The sequence below is a fragment of the Leptolyngbya subtilissima AS-A7 genome, assembly GCF_039962255.1.
In the GTDB taxonomy this organism is placed as follows: Bacteria; Cyanobacteriota; Cyanobacteriia; order Phormidesmidales; family Phormidesmidaceae; genus Nodosilinea.
This window is the reverse complement of record NZ_JAMPKY010000001.1, coordinates 428,169-447,792: the sequence shown is the minus strand read 5'-3', so window position 1 is coordinate 447,792 and position 19,624 is coordinate 428,169. Positions and strand designations below refer to the sequence as shown.

The window sequence follows — 19,624 nt, the reverse complement described above, 5'->3', positions numbered from 1 at the left end:
CTGACGTATAGCTATAGCTCCAAAGGCCTGCAGGATGTCCTCACCGATCTGACAATGGCTATATCTGGTGCTCTAGTCAGAGAGGCTAGAGCCTGTATCGACGTAGATCGACTCTAGCTTTTGCAGCACCTTGGGTTTTAGCTTAGTTTGTAGTTCGTTGCGCAACAGGTCTCGGCTGGTGGCGATCGCCCCGGTGGAAGGACGGCTGCGAGCAGTCAGTGCCCACTCTTGGAGCAGACTGCGCTGAGGGTCGGAGACATTACAGCTCAGCACATGGGCACAAGGGCGCGGGTTCTCTAATGCAAAAAGCAGCAGCTTATAGCTACCGGTTTTACCTAGCAGCCCAGCCATGTCTTGGCCCAAAGCCGTTTTGAGGTCAAGGTAGCAGGGCAGCCAGCGCGCGCCATGGGAACTGCTGTAGAGCACCGTCAGCCAGAGCATCATGGGGTGAGGAGCCATGGTGCAAATAAAGGTGTTGTAGCGGGTGCTGACTAGCCGCCGGTTGATTTCGGCTTCGGGCATCATCGCCCACAGGGTGGCCAAAGGCCCTTGGCTGGTGGACAGCGAGTGGGGAAAGACAATCTCGGCTACGGGCTTGGCGGTAGGCCACACAGTTAACTTACAGACCTGGTCGTCCTGGAGCGACTCGGTAGCTGTTGGCTGGCGAGTGACCGGCACTCGGCTGAGGGTAGTGCTAATTCGCTGGCTAATGCGAAAGCCGTTGACGTAGCGAGACTGAAGCGGCTCTAGAATTTTCAAAATTTCCTGGGTGCTCTGGGGGCGCTCATCGGCGAGCTTAGCCATACAGCCCATGACCAGGTCTTCGAGCAGCTTAGGAATTTTAATGCCACTGGCCACCTCACTCATGAGCTTGGGCGACTGGGTCTGGTGCACCTTATACCAGCCCCCAAAGGTATGACTGCTGGCCCGCAGGGGTAAATGGCCGGTCAGCATTTGAAACATCATTACTCCGAGGCTGTAGATGTCGGAGCGACCGTCAAGCTCGCGGCCTTCCATTTGCTCAGGGGAAGCGTAGGCCAGAGTCCCCATAAAGCAATTGGTCTGATCGCTATCGACCTGCATGAGTTTGGCAATGCCAAAGTCTAATATCTTCGCCAGCTCCCCTAGGGTAGGGTCTTGCACAATCATGATGTTGCTGGGCTTGATGTCGCGGTGAATAATGGGCACCGGCTGAGGCTGGGTCTTGAGAATAATGCCTTCGTGGGCAGCCTGAAGACCGAGACAAATTTGCCGAATCAGGCCCAAAAATCGAGGCATGGGCAGGGGCTGAAGATTGAGCAGATGGCTAAGACTTTGCCCCTGCAAATATTCCATCACGTAGAAAGGTACCCCTTCGTCGCTGACGCCGTAGTCGGTAACACGCACGACGTGAATGCTTTTTTGGCCCAGCTGAGCACAGGTCATGGCCTCCTGCATAAAGCGATCGCGCATTTTTTCGCCAGGTAGGGTTTGGGAAAGCAGCTTAATGGCCACTTTTACGCTGCCCAGCAGCAGGTCTTCGGCTAGATACACCCGACCCATCGAACCCTGGCCAATAGGTTCTAGTAATTCGTAGCGATTGGCCAGTTTACAGCCCAGGTTTGAGTCAGCCATAGAACGGTATTAGCCAAAAGGCAGGGAGGGGCAGGCAAGGCAAGGGTGTGCAGCGAAGCAGAATATAAACTAGGGGCGGCGACGGATGTGAGGCCCAGGATTTGACCGCTTCCCTCAACTAAGTTAGATATGCATCGGCAAGCGAGCCAACGAACTGAAACTAGCCAGTTCCATGATCCACAGGGTTAGCCCAGGGAATGATGGTGCCCGCTGATGCCCTGTTGACTAACATTCACCCCGGTTGTGCACCCCGCAATACCTCGGGCTGGACCCAGCCCACCGCTCAGGGCCATAGAGTTAATATGCCCAGCCGCGTCTAAAAGGTGTTGTTTTTACTGTAGTACATTCTCCTGAAAGCACTTATAGAGAGGTCGTTTACATCCCTGGCGCTGAGGTCCCCTGCAGATGAAGGGTTGCTTCCATGGCGCTGGTCAAGTAGTGGCCGGTCATAATGCCGCTAGAGAGGTGGTAGCGATCGTGGTCGAGGCGATATAGGGTCTCAAAGCCCGTGCGGCGCTGGCGATCGCCCAAAGCCCAATAGCGCTGAATGATCGAGTCAGGTGCCACCCAACCCTCTCCTTCTACCCGACCTAGCAGGCTGTGCTGCAGCACAAACGTGTACTGGCAATCGCCGCTGGTCAACCGACCCCGGTACTGAAGCGCCATCTCGTTGGGCTGGGTATCGGGCAAAGCCAGCTTCATCACCATCGTGAACCAGTCGTCACGACTCCAGGCGACTAGGATTTTTCCCTTCACTGGCGTAGGCAGGCGATCGCGCTCCATCCAGTTGCCCTGGAGCGTCCACCGGCCAGGCTCAATTAAAAAGCTATGGTCCACACAATGCTCCCTCAGCCTTTGACATGGCCTGGGACATCGGTTGTGTCGCTGCTGATGTCCGGCATAGCCCGCTATCCTCTGTCCCGTGCCTCTCAAGCATACGCCCTATTGCTCAGACTGGGGTATGGGCCTCGTCAACCCTTTAATCTAGCGGGGCAGGGCAATATCATTACTATGCCCAAGCACAACGGGGCAGATGGCTCCAGTCACTGTGGGCAAGTTGCCGGGGAAACCTTGGCGATACCAATAGCCAAGCACCGCGAAGGCGATCGCTTCCTTATAGCTGGCTGACACTCCCACTGCATCGGTGGTCTGCACCACTATCTCGGGCAGCCGCGCCTGGAGACGCGCCATCAGCACTGGGTTTTGGCTGCCGCCGCCGCACACTAGCAGGCGATCGGGTAGGGCGGGCAAAAAGGTGCGGTACTCCTGGGCCACTGAGGCCGCTGTGAACTCGGTCAGGGTCGCCACCAAATCCTGCGGCGCTAACCCCTCCCTCTGAGCATCTTGACGGCACTGCTCAAAGAATTCCCAACCAAACAGCTCGCGCCCGGTGGATTTTGGCGGCGGCTGAGTGAAGTAGGGGTGCGCCAACCACTGACTGATCAGGGGCAGACAGGGAGTGCCCTGGGCAGCCCAAGCGCCGTCAACGTCGTAGGTAAGCGCCCCCGCCGACAAGGTATGCACTGCTATGTCAATGAGGGAATTGGCCGGCCCTGTATCCCAGCCCAGCACCTTGGGCGCACTGTCCTGACGGTTCCAGGTGGGGAGGTAGGCAACATTGCCAATGCCGCCTAAATTCTGCACGCAGCGCCGCTCGATGGGGTGGCTGAGTAAGCAGAGATCGACGATCGGCGCCAGCGGTGCCCCTTCACCCCCCGCTTCAATATCAGCTTGACGAAAGTTGCTGACGGTGGGTAAGCCGGTCTGCTGGGCGATCGCCACCCCGCGCCCCAGCTGCAGCGAGTAGGCCAGCCGCGTTGGTCCCTGGTCAGGCAGTGCCGGTCTACCCACTGGCCGGTGAAATACCGTCTGCCCATGGGAGGCAATCAGTTCGGCGGGGCCAGCCTGGGCGATTAGCGCCTGGGCTGCTGCTGCGAAAGTCTCGGCCACAGCATCGTCGAGGGCGGCCAGTTGGTCGAGGGCGATCGCCTCCCCCGCACACAGCGCCAAAATCTGCCGACGCAGCTCGTCGGGGTAAGGATAGGCTAGCCCCTCGACTAACGACACTGTCAGGTCGTAGCCCTGCCCCTCCAAATCAACCAGGGCGGCATCAATGCCGTCAACAGAGGTGCCGCTAATTAGTCCAATCACGCGCATGGGCTATACCGGTAGACGATCTAAGCCTTTATTGCTGCCGATCACCACCATCAGCCCCCCTGCTTTGAGCCGGGTGACGGGGCTGGGGTTAATCTCAAACTGCTCGGGCTCGTTGTCTTGGCTAACGGCCAGCAGGGTGAGTTCATAGCGGTTGCGCAGATCAAGGTCGACGATGGTTTTTTGGTCAAAGGCTTGGGGCACAATGATCTCGGCAATGCAGTGGTTGGGGTCAATCTCGAAGCGATCGAGAATGCCGGGGGAGGTCAGCGATCGCGCCAGGTCACAGCCCATCTCGTGCTCTGGAAACACCACGTGGTCGGCACCGACGCGATCGAGCAGCTTGCCGTGGATCTCTGACGACGCCTTGGCCACCACATTCTTAACCCCCGCTTCTTTTAAGTTGAGGGTGGTGATGATACTTTCTTCGACATAGTTGCCGATCGCCACAATCACCGTATCAAAGTCCGTGATGCCCGCTTCACGGAGCGCCGAAGGCTGGGTGCTATCGAGCTGGAGGGCATGGGCGGCAATTTGGTCGGTCATTGCCTGGCTAACATGGATCTCGTTGGTATCGACAGCCAGCACTTCATAACCCAGGTTGTTGAGGGTGGCGCAAACCGCTCGACCAAACCGCCCTAAACCAATCACGGCAAACTGGCGATTGGGCGATCGCATTTTGCGCAAAAACGTCAGCGACGACAGATTCACAACCGTTTTTCCCCGTTAAAAATACTGCTCTAGCTTGAGCCTGACCAATATTATCACCCACCATCGGTATCCCTGTTGACAACGGGGTTTCAGCCCAATGGCTATACGGCGAGAATTCTTTTTTGCTAGGCTAGCCTAATGGTTTTGGCCCAGAGGGTAAAGTAAGGACGTGAATATACAACTTGGTCGCGGCAAAGTAGTCCGCAGAGCGTACGGCATTGACGAAATTGCCCTGGTGCCTGGGCCTCGCACCCTAGACCCAAGCCTGGCCGACACCCGTTGGCAAATTGGCGGCATTGAGCGTGAGATTCCCATCATCGCCAGCGCTATGGATGGCGTAGTAGATGTGGGCATGGCGATTCGGCTTTCGGAACTGGGGGCCCTAGGCGTGCTCAACCTAGAGGGCATTCAAACCCGCTACGACGACCCCAACCCCATCCTCGACAAAATTGCCTCGGTGGGTAAAGAGGAATTTGTCGGCCTGATGCAGGCCCTCTATGCTGAACCGATTAAGCCCGAACTGATCACCAAGCGCATTCAAGCCATTAAGGCTGGGGGCGGGGTGGCGGCAGTGAGCCTCACCCCCGCTGGGGCAGCTCGGTTTGGCAAGACAGTGACCGAAGCCGGAGCCGACCTAGTATTTGTGCAGGCCACAGTGGTCTCGACTGCCCACCTGTCTCCGGCAGACATTAGCCCGCTCGATCTAGCCGCTTTCTGCGCTGAGATGCCCATGCCGGTAATTTTGGGCAACTGCGTCACCTACGAAGTCGCCCTCAATCTAATGAAAGCTGGGGCTGCTGCCGTCATGGTGGGCATTGGCCCCGGTGCCGCCTGCACCTCTCGCGGAGTGCTGGGCATTGGCATTCCCCAGGCGACCGCTGTGGCCGACTGCGCCGCTGCCCGCGACGACTTCTTCGCCGAAACTGGACGCTATGTGGCGATCGTCGCCGATGGCGGCTTGGTCACTGGCGGTGACATTTGCAAGTGCATCGCCTGCGGAGCCGACGGGGTCATGATCGGCTCGCCCTTTGCCCGCGCCGCCGAAGCCCCAGGTCGCGGCTTTCACTGGGGCATGGCTACCCCTAGCCCGGTGCTGCCCCGAGGCACCCGCATTAAAGTGGGTACCACCGGCAGTCTGGAGCAAATTCTGCGCGGTCCGGCTGGGCTAGACGACGGCACCCACAACTTCTTAGGGGCGCTGCAAACCAGCATGGGCACTCTGGGGGCTAAAGACCTGAAGGAGATGCAGCAGGTAGAGGTAGTAATTGCTCCCTCGCTGCTGACGGAGGGTAAGGTTTACCAAAAAGCTCAGCAGCTCGGCATGGGTAAATAAGCCAGACTGTCAGAGACTCGCTTGCTTAAGAAAAGGCTTTTGGAAATCTAGATTTCCAAAAGCCTTTTTTTGTAGGGGTTCTAGAAATTCTCTACTAAAGTAGGCTGCCCAGGATTTTGTCCATCAAGAGGGTGCCGAAGCAACGTCTGGGCTTCGTGCCAACAAAGCGGTGGAAGCAAAGCTTAAGGCTAGAGCCAAAGAGTTGAGCATTGGGTCAGGTTATCAATAGGAACTCTGGGTTCACCAAGTATAAAAAACTGGCTTTGACAATACTCTGTCAAAGCCAGTCAGCTTAGGGGGTTAGAAAGAAACTGAGCGATCGCCCTACTACCAGCTCCGGGTCGGAGCTAGCGCATGGCCACGAATCAGGCTGCCCATGGTCTTGGCGGTGATTTTCATCTGCACCAGGGGGTTGGCAGGCACCACGGTCTTGTAGAGGTAGCTGTCGAAGGTGAGCTTCTGCACATCGATGTCAGAGCACATTTCGACAAAGGCCTCGCGGGTGGCGTCGGAACGGTAGAACACCGTTTGCAGCAGATCCAGCACTTTGTAGGTCATGCCGTACTGTCTGTCCCAGCGCTTTAGATAGACCTTGAGGTCGGCTTCGGTGGGAATGCGCTGGCCATTGTTGGAAAATTCCACAATGGTTTCGGCACACATGCGGGCCGACTTAGCGGCGAAGTAGATGCCCTCACCGGAGGACTTGGTGACGGTGCCAGCGGCATCGCCGACTAGAGCCACACGGCCGACAACGCGGCGGGGTCTGGGGTGCTCAGGAATGGGGTGCGCTTCAACTTTGATGATTTCACCGCCCTCTAGACGCTTGGCGGCGCGGGCGCGAATACCGGCCTGAAGACCCTTGATCTTGGCCTGGTTGACCCGCATGGTGCCAGTGCCTACGGCGACGTGGTCATACTTGGGGAATACCCAGGCGTAGAAGTCGGGGGAAACGTCGTTGCCCACGTACATCTCGGCTAGGTCTTCGTAGTAAGCCATCTTGTCTTCGGGCAGGCGAATGCGCTCCTGGAAGGCGATCGCATAGTTGTAATCCCCAGCCTTGATCGCCTTGGCGACGCGGGAGTTAGCCCCATCGGCACCAATTACCAGATCGACCTGGAGCGACTTGTTGTCGCCCACTAGACCATCTTCACGGTGCTCGGTGTAGTGGAGGGTATAGGCCCCCGTCTCGGTGGTGGGAATTTCGAGGGTGTGAACGGTACCGTTGATCAGCTTAGCGCCGTGCTGGGCAGCGCGATCGCGCAAAAAGCCATCCATCACTTCGCGGCGGCACATGCCGATGTACTCGTCCTCTTTGAGGGTGCTGCCAATGTTGACCTCGACATTGGAGGGCGAGATCATCTTCATCTTGCGCACGCGGCGATCGATGATCTCCGGCGGCAAATCAAATTCTTCGACCATGCACAGGGGAATCGCTCCGCCGCAGGGCTTGGCGTTGTCGAGCTTGCGCTCGAATAGGTACGTTTCAATACCGGCTCTAACTAGTGTCTCAGCAGCCGAGGAGCCTGCTGGACCTGATCCTACTACTGCTACCCGAAGTACCAAGGGTGCTTACTCCACTATTGCGAAAAGCTACGAGGGCATCGTATCACGGGATTTTTGGCATTTTGGGCCACTCTCAAGGGTTGTAACTCGATTGAAACACTCGTTTACATTGAGATACCGGGAACGGGCCAGATTTTATTCGTTAGCCAGAGATAAATCTATAGCGAATGAAATGTTCACAGATAGAGCTTTATATCTACTCACCCTGAGAGTTCAGTTCTTCAGTCAACTCGATGCCCAACTCGTCCACCAGCCAGTTGATTACCTGCTGACGCTCGCCAGGGGTGAGGTAAAAGCGACCGGTCTGACGGAGGCGATCGTTCATATCCTCGACATCGGCCAGGGTAAATAGCCCAGCGGTAGTGCCCAGGGTGCAGAGAATGTCGTCTTGCCCCTGTTCGTCAAGCCCACCGTAGCGGTAGCGGGCAATGTGCTGCCCCAAGCGGGTAAAGTCGTAGCTGTCTTGGGAGAGCCGCTGCTTTTTGGCGTCGGGAATGGGCTCTCCCGCCGCTATTTTGGCGTAGTCGGTATCGAGCATGTCGAGGCGGACAATGCGGGGCTGCGGGTGAGAACTCACGCTGTTTCCTTTGGCCTTAGCCAGCCAGATAGTCTGGTCAGAAGTTATCCGGCCAGAGGTATCAGGGTAACTGAGTGACCTGGGACGGCTCTGATTCTGCTGAATGTTTTTCAAAATCGGGCTAGGGTCGTTGCATTCTGAAATACAGCCCGTCAAGAATTAATTGGCTAGCGCCAAGAAACTGATACGGTCAGGCAAAGCTTGGACAACCCTTAGCCAAAAGTGGCGATTTCCATAGCCTGGTAAGCGTCTTCAGTCAGCAGGTCAACCTCAGACTGCACTCGGTCGAGAAACACCTTGCCGTCTAGATGGTCGACTTCGTGCTGAAAAATACGGGCGACGAAGCCCTGCCAAATTTGACGGTGGGCTTGTCCGTGGCGATCGCAGTATTCCACCTCCACGGTTTGATGGCGCGGCACCTGGCCCCGCACTCCTGGCACACTGAGACAGCCCTCCCAGCCCAGCTCTAGCTCATCGCTAGCCGATACCAGACGGGGGTTGATCAGCACCGTCGGCTCCATTAGAGGGGCGTGAGGGTAGCGCAGGTTGGGGCGCGAGGCAATCACCAGTATCCGTAGCGAGTGGCCTATCTGAGGGGCGGCAATGCCGACACCGTTGGCGGTGCGCACTGTGGTCAACAGCTGGTCAATCAGCTGTTGTACCGATCCATCTTCTACCGCGGTCACGGGTTGAGCGACCTGGCGCAGCACCGGATGGCCCAAGGTTAGTAGCGAAGGCGAGGATGGCGATGGCGACGAAGACTCTGGGGTGGTCATAGATAGGCCTTAGGTGTCAAAGGATGAGCCAGGGGCGGGGTTAGGTGAGCAATATTGTAGCCATTGTATATATCTTTCCCAGAGGCTAGAGTCCTATGGTTCAATAGACCAGCGGGACGCCTCTAGTGCCTCGCTTAATTGGAGCACTACCGGATCCAAATTTTGCCAAAACGCTATATGTAGAATTAGGGACATTTTTTATCTGTATATCTAGTACCCTATAGATCTTCCAATAGCTGTTGGACTGGGCTGCCCCGGTCTACAGCTAAGGTTCGGGACAAACGGTTCCACGGCCCTGGAAAGCCCCAGTTCTGGCATCAGAATGCTAGCGGGCTAGGGAGTGGTAGCCCGATCAGCTAATCATGCGCGATGTCTGCCTTCGGGCAGCGGTTATTTACGAGGTAAACCGTGGACCAGGCCCTGGATCGGTTGTGGGAAGAGGTTTTGAATCAGCTTCAGGTGGAGCTGAGCCGACCCACCTTTGAAACCTGGATTAAGCCTGCTCAGGCGCAAACCCTGAGCGATCGCGCCCTGGTGATATCGACCCCCAACCCTTTTTCCCGCAACTGGGTGCAGAAGCACTATGCAGGCACCATTACTCAAGTCGTCAACAATATTTTGGGCAAGGCCATTGAGCTTCAGGTGACGGTAGTACCCGACGGGGATGATACCTCGGCGGCGCTGCGGCCCATGGCTGAGGTCAACTGGCCAACCTCGGCCCCGACCCTACCTGCTCGCTCGACCCCAGTATTGCCCACCCGGGCAATGCCGGCGGAGTCGCCCGCCCCGACTCGGGAAAATTACAACGACCTCAACCACAAGGCGGTGTTTTCGCGCTTTGTGGTGGGAGCCAACAACCGCATGGCCCATGCGGCGGCTCTGGCGGTGGCCGAGTCACCAGGGCGTGAGTTTAACCCGCTGTTTTTGTGCGGCGGAGTGGGCTTAGGCAAAACCCATCTGATGCAGTCTATTGGCCACTACCGGCAGGAAGTTGCCCCCCAGGCGCGAGTGGCCTACGTCAGCACAGAGCAGTTTACCAACGACCTGATCACCGCCATTCGCCGCGACAGCATGCAGCACTTTCGCTCCCACTACCGGGATGTGGATATTTTGCTGGTAGATGACATTCAGTTTATTGAGGGCAAAGAGTACACCCAGGAGGAGTTCTTCCACACCTTCAACACGCTCCACGAGGCGGGCAAACAGATTGTGCTGGCCTCAGACCGGCCCCCCAACCAGATTATGCGGCTGCAAGACCGGCTGATCTCGCGGTTTTCCATGGGCCTGATTGCCGACATTCAGACCCCCGACTACGAGACCCGAATCGCTATTCTGCAAAAAAAGGCGGAGTACGAGCAGGTGGAGCTGCCTCGAGAGGCCCTCGAGTATATTGCCGCCAGCTACACCTCAAATGTTCGCGAGCTGGAGGGGGCATTGATTCGCGCCCTCGCCTACACCTCGATTTCAGGTCTGCCCATGACCGTCGAACACCTGACGGCGGTGCTGAACCCTCCGGCAGATAAAGTTGAGGCCTCGCCCAGTTCGGTTCTGGCGGTGGTGGCGGAAAAGTTTGGCGTCTCGGTGGAAGATTTAAAGGGATCCTCACGACGGCGGGAAATCAGCCAGGCCCGTCAGGTGGGCATGTATCTAATGCGCCGCCACACCGACCTCAGCCTGCCCAAAATTGGCGATGCCTTTGGCGGCAAAGACCACACCACGGTGCTTTACAGCTATACCAAAATCGAGAAGCTGCTGAAGCGCGATTTAGACCTGGCCCAGACCATTCGGCAGTTGGGCGATCGCCTGAGTATGTCCGAGCGGGGACGGTGAAGGGTGGGTGGGTAGGCGGGTAGGCGGGTGGATGGGTGGATGAGTTGGGATGTTGCTGAAGCAGCACAATGGGGTGAATTGAGTATGCTGAGGCTTGAGGATGACTTGTCCTGACTGCCATGGCGACTGAAGCGCCCGACAATTCTATTCAAGTTGAAAGCCGCGCTGAGTGGCGCGAGTGGTTGGCGACAAATCACTCGCGGACTGAAGGGTTATGGCTGATCACCTATAAGAAACGGTCGGGTAAGCCCCACGTTTCCTACGATGAGGTGGTGGAAGAAGCGCTGTGCTTTGGCTGGATCGACAGCAAAGGCAACAAGCTCGACGATGAGCGCACCATGCTGTGGATGACCCCGCGCCAGCCGGGTACCGGCTGGTCGGCGCTTAACAAAAAGCGGATTGCTGCCCTGAGCGAGGCGGGGCTAATGATGCCGCCAGGGCTGGCAAAAATTGAGGCGGCGAAACGAGATGGGTCGTGGGAGTTGCTGGATCCGATCGAGCGTCTAGAGGTGCCGGCGGATCTGGCAACGGCCTTGGCGGAGAATGGGTTGGCCAGAGCAAATTTTGAGGCTTTTCCGCGTTCGGCAAAGCGGGGCATTTTGGAATGGATTGCCAGCGCCAAACGGGCTGAAACCCGCGATCGCCGCATTGCTGAAACCGTAGAACTGGCCGCCCAAAACCTTCGCGCCAACAGCTGGCCTAAACGCCCCGGCTAGGGGCTAGGGCAACCGGCGATCGCCCTCAAGCATCTGAGTCGCCGCTTCTACGGGCAGGGGGCGAGCGAAAAAATACCCCTGGGCCGCCTCACACCCCAGGCTGAGCAGTTGGGTAAGCTGCAGCTCGGTTTCGACCCCTTCGGCAATACAGGTCATCTCCAGGTTGTGGGCCAAATCGACAATGGCCTGCACAATGCCCTGGCGAGTGGGCTGCATTTGGTTGACAAAGGAGCGATCGATCTTGAGGGTTTGCACCGAAAACTGACTGAGGTAGCGCAGGGACGAGTAGCCGGTGCCAAAGTCGTCAATGCTGAGCTCAATGCCGCGACTGCGAATCGCCGCTAGGGTGCTGGCAATGCTCTCTGATTGCTCTAGCAAAATGCGCTCGGTGATTTCAAACTTAAGCCAGCGACCCGCCACCCCGGTGTCGACCAAAATCCGGTCGACGGTGTGGATAAAGGCCGGGTCGCGAAACTGCTGGCCCGACACATTGACGCTGACTTGAAAACCATTGCCTAGGGAATAGGAAGCGCTCCACTGGCTCAGGGTTTCGCACACCTGACGCAAAATTTGCCCGCCGAGGGGCTTAATCAGCCCAGTATCTTCGGCTAGATCGATGAACTCGCCGGGCATAATCAGCCCTTGGGTGGGGTGCTGCCACCGGGCCAAGGCCTCGAACCCCAGCAGCGATCGCGTTTTGAGCGACACAATTGGCTGGTAGTGCACCACAAAGTGCTGCTGCTGAATGGCTAGACGCAGTTCGTTTTCGAGGTTGAGTCGGGCGATCGCCTGCTGGTACATTTCTAGGCTAAAAATTTCGTAGCGGTTGCGCCCCATCTCCTTGGCCCGGTAGAGGGCAATATCCACATCCCTAAAAATGTCGTTGCTGTTGGCGTAGGAGCCATCGCCAATTAAGATGCCAATGCTGACGGAGGTAAAAATAATTTTGCCGTCGAGGGCGATCGGGTTTTCGAGCGTGGCCTGGATGCGATTGGCGACCTGAATGACTTCGTTGGCGGCAGTAATTCTCTCTAGGAAAATCACAAACTCGTCGCCGCCCCAGCGCGACACCATATCAATATCGCGAACGCAGCCCTTGAGCAAGTTGGCCACGGCCACCAGCAGTTTGTCGCCGAGCAGGTGACCCAGGCTATCGTTCACCGCCTTAAAGCGATCGAGGTCAACCATCAGCAGGCCAAAGCGATGGCCGCCATACCAGCTGCACTGCATCAGCTCTAGCTCCAGGCGTTTGGCCAACCAGTCGCGGTTGGGCAGTTGGGTAAGGGCGTCATGCAAGGCATCGTGGCGCAGCCGATGTTCGACTTCAACCCGGCGGCTCACATCCCGCGAGCTGGTGACAATGCCGGTGATTGCCCCTGCGTCATCGAGCACTGGCTTAGCCAGGGTTTCGAGCCAGATGTGGTGGCCCGACTGACACCGAAACCGATAGCAGCTGGTGCTCGATTCGCCTTGCTCCGGCAAGGGTTGAAACTGGAGCTGAATGCAGTCACTATCGGCCGGGTGGCAAAAATCCTGGAGGCGCTTGCCGAGCAGGTCGGTGGCGGCGTAGCCCAGCAGGGATTGAACTGACGGGCTGACGTATAAAAACTCCCCTTCGGTGTTGTGCAGACAGACCAAATCGCTCATGTTGTCGGCGATCAGGCGATAGCGAATTTCGCTGCTGCGCAAATCTTGCTCCGCCTGCTGCCGCACCTGAATTTCGGCTAGCAGCGATTGGTTGACCTCCCCCAGCTCATAGGTGCGCTGCTGCACCTGTTGCTCTAGCGCCTGGTTAAACTGCTGCAGCTGACGCTGGGCCTGGCGGAGACTGAGTTGAGTGTTAACCCGGGCTATCACTTCTGCGGTTCTGAAGGGCTTAGAAATATAGTCTACGCCGCCCACCGCAAAGGCTTTGACCTTGTCGAGGGCTTCGTCGAGGGCGCTAATAAAAATAACCGGAATATCACGGGTGGCAGGGTCAGCCTTGAGGGTTTCACAGACGCTGTAGCCGTCAGTATCGGGCAGCATAATGTCGAGAAAAATCAAGTCGATGGGGGTTGAGCGAGCCACCGTAAGGGCCATAGCCCCTGTTAAGACGCCCCGCGTTTCGTAGGCCTGCTCCCCCAGTTCCCGAATCAGCAAATGCAGATTGTCAGGAACGTCATCGACGATCAAAATGGTGGGCTTGGGGTTAGGGCGTTCGCTCATCTTCGCGCCGGCAGAGGGACATCAGCTTGTCAAATTGGAAGTTGGCTACCCAGCCTTGCAAAACTTGACGGTGGAACTCCTGCTCACCCGGCAGGGCCTCGAGCAGGTGAAACAGAGCTTTTTGGTCGGCCTGGGTAGCGGCGTGGTAAAGGCGATCGCACCAGTCTTGGGGCATCATAGCTAGGCTACCCGCTGGACAGAGAGCCGTCTCAGCGGCGGGGGCCAGGGGCTCGGCATAGACAAACTGCACCCCCAGGTGCTGCTCCAGCTTGTCGACAATTACCGTCGGCTCAAACGGCTTGCGAACAAAGTCGTCGCAGCCCGCTGACAGCACCAGCGATTTTTCTTCGTCAAAGACGCTGGCGGTGAGGGCAATGATGGCGGTGGCCTGCCCCTGCACTTGGGCTTTGATCTGACGGGTGGCCTCGTAGCCATCCATCACCGGCATGCGCATGTCCATCCAGATGAGGTGGGGCTGCCAGTCTTGCCACTGGGCGATCGCCTCTCGACCATGGCAGGCCTCGCGCACCTCAAACCCCAGGTCGCTTAACCACTGCATCAGCAACCGGCGATTGCTGAACTGGTCGTCGACCACCAGCAGCCGGTAGGGCAGCTGGTCAGGAGCTAGCCCCGTAGCCTGACGGGTTGAGGGGAGCGGCGTCAGCTGAGCGGCGATCGCCCCCAATACCGGCACCTGCACCGTAAACTGCGACCCCTGGCCAGGCTGGCTTTGCACCTCAATCGTGCCTCCCATCAGCTGAATCAGCTGATCGCAAATACGCAGCCCCAGACCAGTGCCTTCGTTGCTACCCCGCCCGGACTCAGTTTGCGAAAACGATTGAAACAGTAGGTTCATCTCCTCAGGGGCAACACCGAAGCCAGAATCGATCACCTCAAACTGCAACCAGCCCTCCCGCTGCGGGGACCACAAAACCCGCAGCGTCACTTTCCCAGCCTCGGTAAATTTAATCGCATTGTTGAGCAGGTTCATGATCACCTGGCGCAGCTTGCGCTCATCAGCCTGGACAAACTGCGGCAGCTCAGCGCCGCGCTCAACGGCGAAGCCAATCGACTTAGCCTGGGCTCGCAGCGAAAACATACTCTCCAGGTTGGCGATAAAGTCGAGCAAGTTAAAGGCAGCGGCCTTGAGGGTCATGCGCCCAGCCTCAATTTTGGCCAGATCAAGCACATCGTTAATTAGGTCAAGCAGGTGCTCGCCGCTAGATTTGATCAACTCGAGCTCCGACCGGTGGGAGGCTAGGGCGGGCTGGCGATGCAGCAGGTTAGTAAAACCCAGAATAGCGTTGAGGGGGGTCCGCAGCTCATGGCTCATGTTGGCCAAAAACTCGCTTTTGGCCTGGTTTGCCACCTCTGCGGTTTGCTTGGCCTGCTGCAATTCCTGAAATTTTTGGGTCAGGGTGACGGCCATCTGCTGGAAGTTTTGCACCAGCGATCGCAGCTCTATCAACGGGCTGGTGGGCCACTGAATCGTTCGGCGCTCCTGCACCTGGGTCGGCAGGTTAGTAGTCACCTGGGCCAGTTCAAACAGCGGCTTCACAAACCGCCGACTGAGCCAGTGCGCAATGGCTAGGGTCAGCGCCGTGACCACCAGCAAAATGAATAAACTTCTGGTGTGCTGTTGCTGCACCGGTTGAATGTGGGGCTGGGCCGGAGACTCGACAATCAGCTTCCACCCGGCAATAGCCGGCAGGGACAGTTCTTCTACAAACCACGAGTTGCGCCAGCGGGTGACGTACAGGGGGCTACCGTCGGTCGGCAACCAGTGATAAATTCCATCGCTGAGAGTTACGACTTCGCCTGTTTGGCGCAGGTCGAAGGTGCTACTCCAGCCCCGCTCAGGGTTTGTGCTCAGCAGCACCTGCTGGTTTTGATCGACCAACGTCACCTGAAAATGCAGCTCAGCGGCAGTTTCTGCCAGCATGTCTTTCATTGGAGACAGATCAATCTCGCCCCAGACGCGGCCCTGCACCTGGCCCTGATTGAGCACGGGCTGGCTGAGCAGCACGGTACTGTTTTGAGCGGAGTGGTCTCCCATGCGATCGCGGGATAGGGATGGCCCAAGGTCCTTGGCAACTTGGCTCGGGTCAGGCAGCCTGAGCGCATGGGGAGGGCCATGGTTACTGGCGGCCTCGGCCACAATCTCATTGGTACCGTTGGTTACCACTAAATGCTGAAAATCTGGAGTCAGCGCTTGAATAGTTTTGGTCTGGGCTTGTAGGGTTCCCTGGTTCTGCAGAGAGCGTGAAGGCCCCGCTGCCTGAGCGGCAATGTCGGCCAGAGCCGTGGTCGCCTCAACGTGGCGGTCGTACCAAGCCTCAATGCGAGCTGCCAAGGGCTGGGAAAATAAGTTGAGTTGAATTTGCTCTTGGGCCACAACTTTGGCTACAACCCCGTGGCTATCTTGCGCCATCAAAATCAGCGTCGGGAAAAAGGCAGCGGCCACCAGTAGGTTAAACAGGGTTTGCTGAAGCGATAGTGCGCTAGCCGCCTGGGGCCGTCCTATCCAGCGGTGAATGGGGGTATAGGACAGCAGCAGACTAGCCACCAGGGCATTAAAGATGCCATTGACCCCCTGCTTGAGCATAATAATCTGGGTTTGGTTGGGGTCTACTCTTAAAACCAGGGAGTAAAATAACCACGCCAGCGGCATGCCGATGAGCACCCAATAAATGGCATTGACCAGCACCAGGTTACGCCGAGAGTGGCGAGCATAAAAAAACGCGACAAATAGAAACTCGGCGGTAAAGGTAACAATGGCGTAGGGGTGCTTCCAGAGAAAGTAGGTGATGCTGGAGGCCACTACCGCCGCCACTGCACCCCAGCGAACGCCATAGTAACTAAGCACTAGCCATACGGCGATTGTGCCAAAGAGAAAGTCAATATGAAAAAAGAATGACCAGCGAAAATAATTTCCTAGAGCCCCTAAAATCAGCAGAATAACTAACCCGAAGGAACTCCGCTGAGCCATCCTCTTTTGCTGCTGCGCTAACAAGTCTCCTACAACGTTGTTCATAATTCCTAATTGCTGCGTCGTCCATGCCAATAGGGCCTGCATCCATAGTCACGCTTTAGGCACTTAGCGTTTTGCAATGCTTACCTTTGGCCTATTAGCGCCGCCACCTCTGCTTATAAGGTTCCCAGCCCCCAATAAAACCGACTTAGCAACCAAAGTTAACCAGCCGAGAACCAGTTAGAGTGACCGAATATTCTTAAGTGAACGCTGTTTGGGCTTAAATTCGATACACATCCTTACTTTTCTTAACCTGCTGGTTCAGTGTCTATACTGTTGAATCAAGTCTTTAAAGTTCGTTTTCCAGTAACTTCTGCTTCCAGGGAAGAAAATTTCGGTCGGGAATTTTCCTCGCTTTACTAAACACAAGATCAGCACCCTAGGAGCGATAGGGTAGGCTATAGTGCAGAAAATGCGTCCTCAAGATTAGTTTGAGGGGCTACGCTAAGCCATTACTCAGGTAAAGATCACCCTTCCTCAATCGCTCGAAAGAGTTATATTTGATAGGGTCTATTTGGGTTGATTAACTCAGAACAAATTTAGGAAAATGAATCACTATTAAGACAGATCTTCTGATTGTTTTCACAGCTTCTAAAATTAGTCGGTGAACCGAAATGCATAATATGGGTTAACGGCGAGACTCACTCTAGATTATGAGTATCAGCGATCGCCCCTCTTGAGCAAAATCAGGTGTATGCGATCGCCGCTACATAGCAAAGACCGCAGGCCCTATCTGTCGGCAAATGGTCGAAGAGGATGCCACGAGTCCTAAGCAGGAAGGTGCTTTGGGTTGACCAAGGCTATAGCGGCGATATTTTGTCTTCGCCGTATGGCTGATGATTTGGGGCCGAGCTGAAGTCACTAGCTTCCTTGGCAAAGCATTCGAGCCTTTGCCTAAGTGCTGGAAAATGGAACGTCCGTCCGGCGGGCAGAACTGGTCGCTTCAGGCACTCTCTACCCTGGTGAGTAGGGTCAACCGAACCTCTCAGTACAGAGATCGCCGCTTGTGGAATTTGTCGTCTCGGTCAAAAATTGCCTTTAAGTAACCCATAGTTGAACCACCACCGAACCGCCATGACGACGATTCTGGAACAGGGTAATATCTCGATCCATACCGAGAATATTTTTCCGATCATTAAAAAAGCGCTCTACTCGGAGCACGAGATCTTTCTGCGGGAGCTGGTCTCTAACGCCGTCGACGCCATTAAAAAGCTCTCCATGGTGGCGCGATCGGGCGAATACTCCGGCGACATCAGCGCCCCCGAGATTGAAATCAAGTTTGACAAAGACAAGAAGACCCTCAGCATCTCCGACACCGGTATCGGTATGACCGCCGAGGAGATCAAAAAGTACATCAACCAGGTGGCCTTCTCTAGCGCTGAAGAATTCATCACCAAGTACAAAGATAGCGCCGCCGAAGATCCCATCATTGGTCACTTTGGTTTGGGATTTTACTCTTCGTTCATGGTGGCCTCCACCGTCGAGATCGACACCCTCTCCTATAAAGAAGGGGCCGAAGCCGTGCACTGGAGCTGCGACGGCTCGACCCAGTTTGAGCTGAGCGCCTCCGATCGCACCACCGTCGGCACCACCATCACCCTCACCCTGATGGAGGGCGAAGAAGAATATTTAGAGCCCGCCCGCATTCGGCAGTTGATTAAGACCTACTGCGACTTCATGCCGGTGCCGATCAAGATTGACGGCGAAGTGGTCAACAAGCACGAGGCCCCCTGGAAGCAATCGCCCAGTAGCCTCACCGACGAAGACTACCTGGAGTTCTACCGCTACCTGTATCCTTTCCAGGAAGACCCGCTGCTGTGGATTCACCTCAACACTGACTACCCCTTCGTGGTCAACGGCATTCTCTACTTTCCGAAGCTCAAGCCCGACATCGACATCACCAAGAGCAGCATTAAGCTCTACTGCAACCAGGTCTTTGTCACCGACAATTGCGAAGAAGTGGTGCCCCGCTTCTTGTTGCCCCTGCGCGGCGTGATCGACAGCACCGATATTCCGCTAAACGTGAGTCGGAGCTTCTTGCAGGGCGATCGCACCGTGCGCCGCATCGCCGACTACATCGCTAAGAAAGTGGGCGACAGCCTCAAAGCCTTGTACCGCGACGACCCCGCCAAGTACATCGCCAGCTGGCAAGACCTGGGCAACTTCGTCAAATTTGGCTCCCTCAACGACGACAAGTTCAAAGAGCAGGTCAAAGACATCCTGATCTTCCGTACCACCGCCAAACTAGGTGATACCGAAGCCGCTAAGGTCGAAGTGCAGACCGATGAGGGCGACGCCTGGTCAGAAGTGTCGGACAATAAGCCCGCCACCGATGCCAAGGGCAACTTCTACACCACCCTGCAAGAATACCTAGAGCGCAACAAAGACAAGCACGAAAATCGCGTTTTCTACGCCACCGATGAAGTCTCCCAGGCCACTTACATTGAGCTGTTCAGGAGCCAGGGCCTTGAGCTGCTGTTCATGGATTCGTTCATCGACACCCACTTTATTCCAACCCTGGAGCGGGAGTACTCCGATGTGAAGTTCGTTCGCGTCGATGCGGATTTGGATGACACTCTGCTCGACAAAGAGAAGCAGAGCGAAATCGTTGACCCGGCCACCAACAAAACCCGCGACGACCAAATCAAAGAGATGTTTGAGCAGGCGATCAATCGCCCCCGCGTCAACGTCAAACCCCAGGCGCTGAAGGGTGAGGGTGCACCCCCAGCCATGGTGCTGCTGCCCGAAGAAGCCCGCCGCATGCAGGAGACCATGGCAATGATTCAGCAGCAGGAGATGCAGTTCCCCGACGACCACGTGCTGATGGTGAACACCGCCCACCCGCTGATTCAAAACCTGCTGGGCCTGAGCCAGAGCACAATTATTGGGGCAGACGGCGGCAGCTCTCCGGCAGGCGATATGGCGACGATGATCTGCAACCAGATCTACGACACGGCGCTGATGGCCCAAAAGGGCTTTGATGCCAATGGCATGAAGACCTTTGTGGAGCGATCGAACACGCTGCTGACTAAGCTCACCGAGCGCTAGAAAGTAACTTTTTGAAGAAAGAGCCCCAGTTTCTTAAAGAAGCTGGGGCTCTTTTAGTGTTTG

Annotated in this window: 13 protein-coding genes; 4 read left to right on the top strand and 9 right to left on the bottom strand. The window is 56.4% G+C overall.

The features are described from left to right. Positions 1-72: 72 nt before the first annotated feature. The 4 genes from NC979_RS02070 to NC979_RS02055 form a co-directional block, all read right to left on the bottom strand. A complete protein-coding gene (locus tag NC979_RS02070; protein ID WP_190523256.1) occupies positions 73-1,614 on the bottom strand; it encodes a serine/threonine protein kinase in 1,542 nt (513 codons plus the stop codon). Between the two features lie 375 nt (positions 1,615-1,989). Next, on the bottom strand, positions 1,990-2,451 hold the full coding sequence (locus tag NC979_RS02065; RefSeq protein ID WP_190523254.1) for a hypothetical protein: 462 nt from the start codon (positions 2,449-2,451) through the stop codon (positions 1,990-1,992). Positions 2,452-2,598: 147 nt separating this feature from the next. Continuing rightward, positions 2,599-3,771 carry an anhydro-N-acetylmuramic acid kinase gene (locus tag NC979_RS02060; protein WP_190523251.1) on the bottom strand — a complete coding sequence of 391 codons (1,173 nt, stop codon included), beginning with the start codon at positions 3,769-3,771 and terminating at the stop codon, positions 2,599-2,601. Between the two features lie 3 nt (positions 3,772-3,774). Then, entirely contained in the window at positions 3,775-4,479 is a 705-nt protein-coding gene (locus NC979_RS02055) for an NAD-binding protein (protein ID WP_190523249.1), read from the bottom strand. A 169-nt stretch (positions 4,480-4,648) separates the two neighbouring features. Here NC979_RS02055 and NC979_RS02050 point away from each other — a divergent pair, with 169 nt between their 5' ends. After that, positions 4,649-5,812 carry a GuaB3 family IMP dehydrogenase-related protein gene (locus tag NC979_RS02050; protein WP_190523247.1) on the top strand — a complete coding sequence of 388 codons (1,164 nt, stop codon included), beginning with the start codon at positions 4,649-4,651 and terminating at the stop codon, positions 5,810-5,812. A 327-nt stretch (positions 5,813-6,139) separates the two neighbouring features. On the opposite strand, the gene chlP is transcribed toward NC979_RS02050, so the two are convergent. The 3 genes from chlP to def all read right to left on the bottom strand — a co-directional run bounded on the left by chlP (position 6,140) and on the right by def (position 8,728). Then, on the bottom strand, positions 6,140-7,375 hold the full coding sequence (gene chlP / locus NC979_RS02045) for a geranylgeranyl reductase (protein WP_190523245.1): 1,236 nt from the start codon (positions 7,373-7,375) through the stop codon (positions 6,140-6,142). Positions 7,376-7,571: 196 nt separating this feature from the next. Further along, positions 7,572-7,952 (bottom strand): hypothetical protein, encoded by a 381-nt coding sequence (locus tag NC979_RS02040; protein ID WP_313887178.1) that lies wholly within the window; start codon positions 7,950-7,952, stop codon positions 7,572-7,574. Positions 7,953-8,164: 212 nt separating this feature from the next. Next, the gene (gene def / locus NC979_RS02035; protein ID WP_190523243.1) at positions 8,165-8,728 is read right to left on the bottom strand and encodes a peptide deformylase; all 564 of its coding nucleotides are present in this window, start codon (positions 8,726-8,728) and stop codon (positions 8,165-8,167) included. Positions 8,729-9,136: 408 nt separating this feature from the next. Between def and dnaA the strand changes: the two genes are divergently transcribed. Further along, positions 9,137-10,558, top strand: coding sequence for a chromosomal replication initiator protein DnaA (dnaA, locus tag NC979_RS02030; protein WP_190523241.1), 1,422 nt, complete (start codon positions 9,137-9,139; stop codon positions 10,556-10,558). Between the two features lie 119 nt (positions 10,559-10,677). Beyond that, positions 10,678-11,274: a YdeI/OmpD-associated family protein gene (locus tag NC979_RS02025; RefSeq protein WP_190523239.1), complete on the top strand. Its 597-nt coding sequence runs from the start codon at positions 10,678-10,680 to the stop codon at positions 11,272-11,274. Between the two features lie 3 nt (positions 11,275-11,277). On the opposite strand, the gene NC979_RS02020 is transcribed toward NC979_RS02025, so the two are convergent. Both NC979_RS02020 and NC979_RS02015 read right to left on the bottom strand, forming a co-directional pair. Next, a complete protein-coding gene (locus NC979_RS02020; RefSeq protein ID WP_190523237.1) occupies positions 11,278-13,482 on the bottom strand; it encodes a two-component system response regulator in 2,205 nt (734 codons plus the stop codon). Beyond that, positions 13,466-16,471, bottom strand: a complete 3,006-nt coding sequence (locus NC979_RS02015) for an ATP-binding protein (RefSeq protein WP_190523235.1) — start codon at positions 16,469-16,471, stop codon at positions 13,466-13,468. Before NC979_RS02015 ends, NC979_RS02020 begins: the two co-directional genes overlap by 17 nt. A gap of 1,116 nt (positions 16,472-17,587) precedes the next feature. On the opposite strand from NC979_RS02015, the gene htpG reads away from it, so the two are divergent. Further along, a complete protein-coding gene (gene htpG / locus NC979_RS02010; RefSeq protein ID WP_190523233.1) occupies positions 17,588-19,561 on the top strand; it encodes a molecular chaperone HtpG in 1,974 nt (657 codons plus the stop codon). Positions 19,562-19,624 lie beyond the last annotated feature (63 nt).